We start from the raw sequence: 10039 nt of genomic DNA on the forward strand, positions 1-10039 counted from the left end.
TTGCGATCCGTCCCCTCGGCCCTGGCGGGCCTGGGGAGACCCCATGCACCAGACCCCGCTCCCTGATCCGGCCTGATCCAAACGAAAGACCCTAGATCCCCAGCTGTTTCGCCTGGTGCAGGCGCTCCACGGCATCCTGCTCGCCGTCCAGCTCCACCTTCGCGGCGTCCTGGCGGCCGAAGAGGAACATCGTCAGCTCGCCCGGCTCCCCGGAGACCGTCACCACCGGGGTGCCGCGGTGCGCCACCGCCGTCTGGCCGTTCGGGCGGCGCAGGACCAGGCCCACCGGGGCCTTGCGGCCGAGGAGCCGCGCGCCCTTCTCCAGGCGGTTCCACAGCACGTCCGAGAAGACCGGGTCCAGCTCGCGCGGCGACCAGTCGGGCTGCGCCCGGCGGACGTCCTCCGCGTGGACGTAGAACTCCACCGTGTTCGCCCCCTCGTCCACCTGCTTGATGGTGAAAGGGGACATCCGCGGCGGTCCGGTGCGGATGAGCTGGATCAGTTCCTCGTACGGCTTCTCGGCGAACTCGGCCTGCACCCGGTCGAGCCGGGCCTTCAGCGCCGGGACGAGCGTCCCGGCCGCCGCGTCCGGACGGCGCTCGCGCACCACCACATGGGCCGCGAGGTCCCGGGTCAGCCAGCCCTCGCAGAGCGTCGGGGCATCGGGCCCGGCCGCCTCCAACAGGTCGGCGAGCAGAAGTCGTTCACGCTTGGCATGGGTCGACATGCCCGCCAGCGTACGGCCCGGGCCGCCGGTCCGCCCAGTGGACGCCCCGCCGGGCGAACGTCCCGGTCACGGCACAATGGCCGCATGAGCAGCAATCTCGACCCGGCCATCTCCGCCCGCCTCAAGCGCAGCCCGGACGGACTCGTCCCGGCGATCGCCCAGCAGTACGACACCGGCGAGGTGCTGATGCTCGGCTGGATGGACGACGAGGCCCTGCACCGCACCCTCACCACGGGCCGCTGCACCTACTGGTCGCGCAGCCGCCAGGAGTACTGGGTCAAGGGCGACACCTCCGGCCACGTCCAGCACGTCAAGTCCGTCGCCCTCGACTGCGACGCCGACACCGTGCTCGTCAAGGTCGACCAGGTCGGAGCCGCCTGCCACACCGGCGCCCGGACCTGTTTCGACGCCGACGTGCTCCCGCTCTCCCAGTAAGGTCAGCCGCCATGGACCTCGAGACCTTCCGCAAGCTGGCGGCCGACCGCCGCGTGATCCCTGTCAGCCGCCGCCTCCTCGCGGACGGCGACACCCCGGTCGGGCTCTACCGCAAGCTCGCCGCCGAACGCCCCGGCACCTTCCTCCTCGAGTCCGCGGAGAACGGCCGCTCCGCCCAGTTGTGGTCCCGCTACTCCTTCATCGGCGTCCGCAGCGACGCCACCCTCACCGTCCGTGACGGGCAGGCCCACTGGCTCGGCACCCCGCCCGTCGGCGTGCCGACCGACGGCGACCCGCTCCAGGCGCTGCGCGCCACCGTCGAGGCCCTGCACACCCCCCGCGACCTGGCCGGCGGAATGCCCCCGTTCACCGGCGGCATGGTCGGCTACCTCGGCTACGACATCGTCCGCCGGCTGGAGAAGATCGGCGAGCACGGCCGGGACGACCTCCGGCTCCCCGAGCTGACCATGCTCCTCACCAGCGACCTCGCCGTCCTCGACCACTGGGACGGCACGGTCCTGCTGATCGCCAACGCGATCAACCACAACGACCTGGAGACCGGCGTCGACGAGGCGTACGCCGACGCCGTCGCCCGCCTCGACGCGATGGAGGCCGACCTGGCCCGCCCGGTCGCCACCGCCCCCGCCGCCCTCCCCGCCTCCGAGCTGCCGGAGTTCTCCGCGCTGTGGGGCGGCGCGGCGTACCAGGACGCCGTCGAGGACATCAAGGAGCGGATCAGGGCCGGTGAGGCCTTCCAGGTCGTCCCCTCGCAGCGCTTCGAAACCCCCTGCCGGGCCTCCGCCCTCGACGTCTACCGCGTGCTGCGGGCCACCAACCCGTCCCCGTACATGTACCTCTTCCGCTTCGAGAACGGCTTCGACGTCGTCGGCTCGTCCCCCGAGGCCCTGGTCAAGGTCGAGGACGGGCACGCCATGCTCCACCCCATCGCCGGCACCCGGCACCGCGGCGCCACCCCGCAGGAGGACCACGACCTCGCCGAGGAGCTGCTGGCCGACCCCAAGGAGCGCGCCGAGCACCTGATGCTCGTCGACCTCGGCCGCAACGACCTCGGGCGGGTCTGCGAGCCGGGTTCGGTGGAGGTCGTCGACTTCATGTCGATCGAGCGGTACTCCCACGTCATGCACATCGTCTCGACCGTGACCGGCCGCGTCGCCGAGGGGAGGACCGCCTTCGACGTCCTCACCGCCTGCTTCCCGGCCGGCACGCTCTCCGGCGCGCCGAAGCCGCGCGCGATGCAGATCATCGAGGAGCTGGAGCCCTCGCGGCGCGGACTGTACGGCGGGTGCGTCGGCTATCTCGACTTCGCCGGCGACTCCGACACCGCCATCGCCATCCGTACCGCACTGCTCCGCGACGGCACCGCGTACGTGCAGGCCGGAGCCGGAGTCGTCGCCGACTCCGACCCGGTGGGCGAGGACACCGAATGCCGCAACAAGGCGGCCGCCGTGCTCCGCGCCGTCCACACCGCCAACCGGATGAACGGCCCGGAGGCGCGTAAGGGATAGTGGGGTACGTGAGTGCTGTACCCGTACCCCAGCCCCGAGCCGCACGCGCGAGCGGAACGGCCGCCCGACCCGGCGGCCGCCGCAGTCTCGCCGCGGCTCTCCTGCTCGGCGCCCTCGGAGCCACCGTCGTGCTGCTCTCCTCGGGCCAGATCTGGGCCGAGGGAACCGCGTCCGTGGGGGGCGGCACCGTGCCCGTCGAGGCCGACGGCGGTACCGTCACCGGCGTACCGACGGCGCTCGCCGTCGTCGGCCTCGCCGCGCTCGTCGCCGTCTTCGCCGTCCGCCGCACCGGCCGCACCCTCGTCTCCGGGCTCCTCGCGCTCAGCGGCGCGGGCGCGGCGCTGGCCTCGGTCCTCGGCGCCTCCGACAGCGAGGCCCTGGACGCCGAGGCCGCCCGGGTCACCGGTGCCTCCGAGGCCGCGGTGTCCGGCCTGACCCACACCGCCTGGCCGTACGTCACGGCCGCCGGTGCGCTGCTGATCCTGCTCGCCGGTCTCCTCGCCCTGCGGTACGGCAGGAGCTGGCCCGCGATGGGCGGCCGCTACGAACGCCAGGGCGGGCCCCGGGGCGCGCGCCCGGCCGGCGCCACCGCCCGGCCCGGCGGCGACCCGGACCGGCCCGAGGATCTCTGGAAGGCCCTGGACCGCGGCGAGGACCCGACGCGGGAGGGCTGAGCGCGACGCGTGATCGTTGCGCCACCCCGATTCATCCGCGCGTCCCGGTGTGCGGGACAATGACCGCGAGTGTCCGCGCAGGCGAGACCTCACCACTGAGCCACCACCGAGCAACAGCAACGAGGAGCAACTCATGGCGGGCAGCGCCCACGGACACACCCCGGCCGCCTGGACCGGTGTCATCATCTCCTTCATCGGCTTCTGCATCGCCGGGGTCTTCATGGTGGCGGCGAACGTGGCCGGCTTCTGGGCCGGGATCGCCGTCGTCCTCCTCGGCGGTGTCGTCGGCCTCGCCATGAAGGCCGCGGGCCTCGGGATGCCGAAGGAGCCGGAGCACGTCAGGGCCGCCCGCGAGGCGGCTTCCACGAAGGCCCGGGTCTGACGAACGACCTGGACGAAGGCGCGGTCCGGCCATGCCGGGCTGCGCCTTCGCGCGTCAGGGGCGAGAATCACCGGGTGACCGCGAAGCCGCCGACCGCCCCCGCGCCCGACGACCCCGCCGCCCCGCCGCGGCTGCCTCCCGGGGCGACGGCCTCGGGCCCGGCCGACCACGCCGTACCGGCCGGGTACACCGGCCCCGCCGGCCCCGAAAGCCTCGCCGGTCACGAAAGCCCCGCCGGCCCCGCCCGCCCCGCCGTGCCGCCGTCCCTCGGGCGACGGTTGGCCGCGCCGCTGGGCGCGCTCGCCGGGGTCGCCGCCGCCTTCGCCTACGTCGGCACCGTCGACCCCAACGAACCCGGCCACTACCCCGTCTGCCCCCTGCTGCGATTCACCGGCCTCTACTGCCCCGGCTGCGGCGGCCTGCGCAGCGCCCACGCCTTCATCACCGGGGAGTTCGGCGCCGCCGTCGGCGCCAACGCCCTCGCCGTCGTCGGCTACGGCCTCTTCGCCGTCGTCATGATCATGTGGCTGATTCGCGCCGTCCGAGGCGTGCCGATGCGCTTCGTGATCTCCCCTCCGTGGTGGTGGGGGATCGGCGCCGTTCTGGCCGCCTTCACCCTGGTGCGGAACCTGCCGTTCGGCTCCGCGCTCGCGCCGTGAAGTCCCAGCAGGTGGGACGCGTCTCCACCGGATGCGGGCCCCACGCCGTCCTGCGGATACCATCGACATGGCTGAACCTGGTTCATCTTCACGAACGTCACCATCACCGTCCCGGAAGGGGGCCTCTCGCGTGAGTGTGCTCGACGAGATCATCGAAGGCGTGCGCGCCGACCTCGCAGAGCGGCAGGCGCGGGTCTCCCTCGACGAGCTCAAGGAGCGCGCCGCCAAGGCGCCGCAGGCCAAGGACGGCGTCGCCGCACTGCGCGGGGACGGCGTCAAGGTGATCTGCGAGGTGAAGCGCTCCAGCCCGTCCAAGGGCGCGCTCGCCGCGATCGCCGACCCGGCCGCACTCGCCGCGGACTACGAGGCGGGCGGCGCGGCCGTCATCTCCGTGCTCACCGAGGAGCGCCGCTTCGGCGGCTCGCTCGCCGACCTGGAGGCCGTCCGGTCCCGGGTCGACGTTCCCCTGCTGCGCAAGGACTTCATCGTCACCGCGTACCAGCTGTGGGAGGCGCGGGCGTACGGCGCGGACCTCGCGCTCCTGATCGTCGCCGCCCTCGACCAGGAGGCCCTGGTCTCCCTCATCGAGCGCGCCGAGTCCATCGGCCTCACGCCGCTGGTGGAGGTCCACGACGAGGACGAGGTCGAGCGCGCGGTCGAGGCCGGCGCGCGGGTGATCGGCGTGAACGCGCGGAACCTCAAGACCCTCAAGGTCGACCGGTCCACCTTCGACCGGGTCGCTCCGGAGATCCCCGCGCACATCGTCAAGATCGCCGAGTCCGGCGTCCGCGGCCCGCACGACCTCATCGCCTACGCCAACGCCGGCGCCGACGCGGTCCTCGTCGGCGAGTCCCTCGTGACCGGCCGCGACCCCAAGGCCGCCGTCGCCGACCTGGTCGCCGCCGGCGCCCACCCGGCCCTCCGCCACGGCCGGAGCTGACCTTCCCATGACCACCCGCCGCGCCACGCCGACCCCCCGGGGCCCCGCTGCCCCGGGTGCGGTCGCCGTGGCCGCGGAGCGGCCCGACCCGGTCGTCGGCGTGACGATTCCGGCCCCGCGCCGGGTGGCGGCCGTGGCAGGGTCCGTCCACGTCCCCAGCCGCGCGATGCGCACCCGGCTCCGTACTGCCGCCGCGCCGGCGCACGCCCCGCTGGCCCGAGGCTGCCGTCCGCGCGGCTGCCGGGCGCCCGCACGGCGGGTCCACGGCCGCCGCGTGCGGTACGTGATCGGCGACGAGCCCGGCCAGGTCAACGGCATGCGATGGCGCCCGCGCCCCGCGCGCACCCACGCCCGCTAGCCGTCACACGGGACGGGACCCTTGCGGGTGCCCCCGCCCCGTGCTCCCCGCGACCACGACCGCGCCGCGCTCGTGGGCACCGCACGCACCGGGAGCCCGGGCCCGGCAGGGGCACCGTCCGTTGTGCCCACCCGTTCCGCCCCAGCGGAACAGTCGCCCACAGCGGGGGTTCACGCGCGCATCACGTGACCACTGCCAGCACATCATTTCGGGGCACCGCCCCGCGAGGAGCAGTCGCATGTCCAGCGAGTACTTCCTTCCTGACCCCGACGGTCAGATCCCCACGCCCGAGGGCTACTTCGGCGCCTACGGCGGCAAGTTCATCCCGGAGGCCCTCGTCGCCGCCGTCGACGAGGTCGCCGTCGAGTACGACAAGGCCAAGGCCGACCCCGAGTTCGCCCGTGAGCTCAACGACCTGATGGTCCATTACACCGGTCGGCCCAGCGCCCTCACCGAGGTGCCCCGGTTCGCCGAACACGCGGGCGGCGCCCGGGTCTTCCTCAAGCGCGAGGACCTCAACCACACCGGCTCGCACAAGATCAACAACGTGCTCGGCCAGGCCCTGCTCACCAAGCGCATGGGCAAGACCCGGGTCATCGCCGAGACCGGCGCCGGTCAGCACGGCGTCGCCACCGCCACCGCCTGCGCCCTCTTCGGGCTCGAATGCACCATCTACATGGGCGAGATCGACACCCAGCGCCAGGCGCTGAACGTCGCCCGGATGCGGATGCTCGGCGCCGAGGTCATCCCGGTCAAGTCCGGCAGCCGCACCCTCAAGGACGCCATCAACGAGGCGTTCCGCGACTGGGTCGCCAACGTCGACCGCACCCACTACCTCTTCGGCACCGTCGCCGGACCGCACCCCTTCCCGGCCATGGTCCGCGACTTCCACCGCGTCATCGGCGTCGAAGCCCGCCGTCAGATCCTGGAGCGCGCCGGCCGCCTCCCCGACGCGGCCGTCGCCTGCGTCGGCGGCGGGTCCAACGCCATCGGCCTCTTCCACGCCTTCATCCCGGACACCGGCGTCCGCCTGATCGGCTGCGAGCCGGCCGGTCACGGCGTCGAGACCGGCGAGCACGCCGCCACCCTCACCGCCGGCGAACCCGGCATCCTGCACGGTTCGCGTTCGTACGTCCTCCAGGACGACGAAGGCCAGATCACCGAGCCGTACTCCATCTCGGCGGGCCTGGACTACCCCGGCATCGGCCCGGAACACGCGTACCTCAAGGACAGCGGCCGCGGCGAGTACCGCGCCGTCACCGACGACGAGGCGATGCGGGCCCTGCGGCTGCTCTCCCGCACCGAGGGCATCATCCCGGCCATCGAGTCCGCGCACGCGCTGGCCGGCGCGCTCCAGGTGGGCAGGGAGCTGGGTGAGGACGGACTGATCGTGGTCAACCTCTCCGGCCGCGGCGACAAGGACATGGACACGGCGGCCCGCTACTTCGGGCTGTACGGCGCCGACGCCGCTCCGGTCGAGGCCGACGCCTCCGCCGAGAACGGCGCCGCCGAGATCCAGCGGGACACCGAGATCCAGGGGGGCTCCAAGTGAGCGGGAACATTCGACTGCTGAGCGACACCCTGGCCAAGGCCAAGGCCGACAACCGTGCGGCCCTCATCGCCTACCTCCCGGCCGGGTTCCCGACCGTGGACGGCGGCATCGAGGCCGTCAAGGCGGTCTTCGAGGGCGGTGCCGACATCGTCGAGGTCGGCCTGCCGCACAGCGACCCGGTCCTGGACGGCCCGGTCATCCAGACCGCCGACGACATCGCCCTGCGCGGCGGCGTCCGGATCGCCGACGTCATGCGCACGGTCCGCGAGGCCCACGCCGCCACCGGGAAGCCGGTGCTCGTCATGACGTACTGGAACCCGATCGACCGCTACGGCATCGAGCGGTTCACCGAGGAGCTGGCCGCGGCCGGCGGCGCCGGCTGCATCCTTCCCGACCTGCCGGTCCAGGAGTCCGCCACCTGGCGCGAACACGCCGACAAGCACGGTCTCGCCACCGTCTTCGTCGTCGCGCCGAGCAGCAGGGACGAGCGCCTGGCCACCATCACGGCCGCCGGTTCCGGCTTCGTCTACGCCGCCTCCCTGATGGGCGTCACCGGCACCCGCGAGTCGGTCGGCGAGCAGGCCGCCGATCTCGTACGCCGCACCCGGGCCACCAGTGAGCTGCCGGTCTGCGTCGGGCTCGGCGTCTCCAACGCCGAGCAGGCCAAGGAGGTCGCGGGCTTCGCCGACGGCGTCATCGTCGGCTCCGCGTTCGTCAAGCGGATGCTCGACGCCGACGACGAGGCCGCCGGGCTCGTCGCCGTAAGGGAACTGGCGGCCGAACTCGCCGCCGGTGTGCGCCGCGTTTCGTAACCCGTACGGGTGGATCTCGGACCGGGGAGGCGCGGACGTGCCTCCCCGGTTCGTTGCTGAGGCGTGAGCGAGAACCGAGACGGTAAGCAGAGCGCGCGGGAGCGCCTCAAGGAGCAGCGCGACCGCGACAAGGCGCGCGAGAAGCAGCGGCGGGTCCTCATCGTGTCGGCGGCGGTCGTCGGCGTCCTCGGCCTGGCCGCGGTCGTCGGCGTGATCGCCGCCAACACCGGGGGCAAGGGCGGCGGCTCCGACAAGGCGGGCCCGGTCGTCGCGCCGAGCGGCGCCGTGGGGGGCGATCAGCCGGCCATCCCGACGGGCCGCGCGGACGCCCCGTCGACGCTCACGGTCTGGGAGGACTTCCGCTGCCCGGCGTGCACCTCCTTCGAGAACGCGTTCCGCGACACCATCCACGAGCTGGAGGCGGCCGGAGCCCTCAAGACCGAGTACCACCTCGTCACCATCATCGACGGCAACATGGGCGGCAGCGGTTCGCTGCGCGCGGCCAACGCCGCCGCCTGCGCGAAGGACGCCGGGAAGTTCACGCCGTACCACGACGTGCTCTACATGAACCAGCCCCCGGAGACCGACGACGCCTTCGCGAAGAACGACAAGCTGCTGGAGCTGGCGGCGAAGGTCCCCGGGCTCGACACCCCCGCCTTCCGCAGCTGCGTCGAGAACGGCACGCACGACAGCTGGATCGCCAAGTCCACCGAGGCCTTCCGCAACGGCGACTTCCGCGGCACACCGTCGGTCCTCCTCAACGGAGAATCGATCTTCCCGACCAAGGGCAACGAGCAGATCTCGCCGGAGAACCTGAAGAAGTGGGTCGCCGAGGCGAACAAGGGCAGGAAGCCGGGCACGGCCTCCCCGGCGGCCCGCGGCTGAGCCGGTAGTTACGCAGACGTTGCCGGGTGGGCTGCCGTCCGGCCCGCCCGGCAGGGTAGCGTCGGTCATGCCATGGACCTTGCCTACATTCCCAGCCCGTCGACCGGTGTGATCCATCTCGGACCGGTTCCGCTGCGCGCTTACGCCTTCTGCATCATCATCGGTGTCTTCGTCGCCGTCTGGTACGGCAACAAGCGCTGGATCGCCCGGGGCGGCACCGCCGGCACCGTGGCCGACATCGCCGTCTGGGCGGTGCCCTTCGGCCTCGTCGGCGGCCGGCTCTACCACGTGATCACCGACTACCAGCTGTACTTCAGCGAGGGTGAGAACTGGGTCGACGCCTTCAAGATCTGGGAGGGCGGCCTCGGCATCTGGGGTGCCATCGCCCTCGGCGCGGTCGGTGCCTGGATCGCCTGCCGCAGGCGCGGTATCCCGCTGCCGGCGTACGCGGACGCCATCGCGCCCGGCATCGCCTTCGCCCAGGCGATCGGCCGCTGGGGCAACTGGTTCAACCAGGAGCTGTACGGCAAGCCGACCGATGTGCCGTGGGCTCTGGAGATCAGCGCCGGTGCGAACCGCGAGGCCGGGCTCTACCACCCGACCTTCCTGTACGAGTCCCTGTGGTGCGTCGGCGTCGCGCTGCTCGTCATCTGGGCGGACCGCCGCTTCAAGCTGGGCCACGGGCGGGCCTTCGCCCTCTACGTCGCCGCGTACTGCGCGGGCCGGGCGTGGATCGAGTACATGCGGGTCGACGAGGCCCACCACATCCTCGGCCTGCGGCTGAACGTCTGGACGGCGATCGTCGTCTTCGTCCTAGCCGTCGTCTACATCGTGATCTCCTCGCGCGTCCGGCCGGGCCGCGAGGAGACCGTGGAGCCCGGGGCGGGCGGTGGGAAGTCCGTCACCGTCGCCGACGCGGACGGTGAGGACCGTGAGGACGCCGAGGGTGAGCCGGCCGGCGGCATCAGCGACGCCGCCGGAGCAGCCGAGCCCGCCGCCGAGCCCGAGGACGCTCCCGGCGACGGGGCTTCGGACACACCGAAGAACGGGGCGGAGTCCACCGCCAAGGGCTGAGCAGGCACCCCACAC

Annotated in this window: 12 protein-coding genes; 11 read left to right on the plus strand and 1 reads right to left on the minus strand. The window is 73.0% G+C overall.

Annotation, left to right across the window (positions count from 1 at the left end; genetic code table 11):
- Positions 1-91: 91 nt before the first annotated feature.
- Positions 92-727, minus strand: a complete 636-nt coding sequence (locus ACWDX6_RS12200; RefSeq protein WP_403289362.1) for a TIGR03085 family metal-binding protein — start codon at positions 725-727, stop codon at positions 92-94.
- Between the two features lie 84 nt (positions 728-811).
- Between ACWDX6_RS12200 and hisI the strand changes: the two genes are divergently transcribed.
- The 11 genes from hisI to lgt all read left to right on the plus strand — a co-directional run bounded on the left by hisI (position 812) and on the right by lgt (position 10024).
- Complete coding sequence (hisI, locus tag ACWDX6_RS12205; RefSeq protein WP_403289364.1) at positions 812-1162, plus strand: phosphoribosyl-AMP cyclohydrolase; 351 nt, start codon at positions 812-814, stop codon at positions 1160-1162.
- Positions 1163-1173: 11 nt separating this feature from the next.
- Complete coding sequence (locus ACWDX6_RS12210; protein WP_451484845.1) at positions 1174-2688, plus strand: anthranilate synthase component I; 1515 nt, start codon at positions 1174-1176, stop codon at positions 2686-2688.
- On the plus strand, positions 2688-3362 hold the full coding sequence (locus tag ACWDX6_RS12215; protein ID WP_451484846.1) for a TIGR02234 family membrane protein: 675 nt from the start codon (positions 2688-2690) through the stop codon (positions 3360-3362). Before ACWDX6_RS12210 ends, ACWDX6_RS12215 begins: the two co-directional genes overlap by 1 nt.
- A gap of 133 nt (positions 3363-3495) precedes the next feature.
- Complete coding sequence (locus tag ACWDX6_RS12220) at positions 3496-3744, plus strand: HGxxPAAW family protein (RefSeq protein WP_451484847.1); 249 nt, start codon at positions 3496-3498, stop codon at positions 3742-3744.
- A 74-nt stretch (positions 3745-3818) separates the two neighbouring features.
- Entirely contained in the window at positions 3819-4403 is a 585-nt protein-coding gene (locus ACWDX6_RS12225; RefSeq protein WP_451484848.1) for a DUF2752 domain-containing protein, read from the plus strand.
- A gap of 130 nt (positions 4404-4533) precedes the next feature.
- Positions 4534-5343: an indole-3-glycerol phosphate synthase TrpC gene (gene trpC, locus ACWDX6_RS12230; RefSeq protein WP_451484849.1), complete on the plus strand. Its 810-nt coding sequence runs from the start codon at positions 4534-4536 to the stop codon at positions 5341-5343.
- Positions 5344-5509: 166 nt separating this feature from the next.
- On the plus strand, positions 5510-5701 hold the full coding sequence (trpM, locus tag ACWDX6_RS12235) for a tryptophan biosynthesis modulator TrpM (protein ID WP_451484946.1): 192 nt from the start codon (positions 5510-5512) through the stop codon (positions 5699-5701).
- A 238-nt stretch (positions 5702-5939) separates the two neighbouring features.
- Complete coding sequence (gene trpB / locus ACWDX6_RS12240; protein ID WP_451484850.1) at positions 5940-7253, plus strand: tryptophan synthase subunit beta; 1314 nt, start codon at positions 5940-5942, stop codon at positions 7251-7253.
- Positions 7250-8065 (plus strand): tryptophan synthase subunit alpha, encoded by an 816-nt coding sequence (gene trpA / locus ACWDX6_RS12245; RefSeq protein ID WP_451484851.1) that lies wholly within the window; start codon positions 7250-7252, stop codon positions 8063-8065. Before trpB ends, trpA begins: the two co-directional genes overlap by 4 nt.
- 63 nt (positions 8066-8128) lie before the next feature.
- Positions 8129-8950 (plus strand): thioredoxin domain-containing protein, encoded by an 822-nt coding sequence (locus ACWDX6_RS12250; RefSeq protein ID WP_451484852.1) that lies wholly within the window; start codon positions 8129-8131, stop codon positions 8948-8950.
- Between the two features lie 72 nt (positions 8951-9022).
- Positions 9023-10024 (plus strand): prolipoprotein diacylglyceryl transferase, encoded by a 1002-nt coding sequence (lgt, locus tag ACWDX6_RS12255; protein ID WP_451484853.1) that lies wholly within the window; start codon positions 9023-9025, stop codon positions 10022-10024.
- The last annotated feature ends 15 nt before the right edge of the window (positions 10025-10039 follow it).

The organism is Streptomyces sp. NPDC003027 (assembly GCF_053591435.1).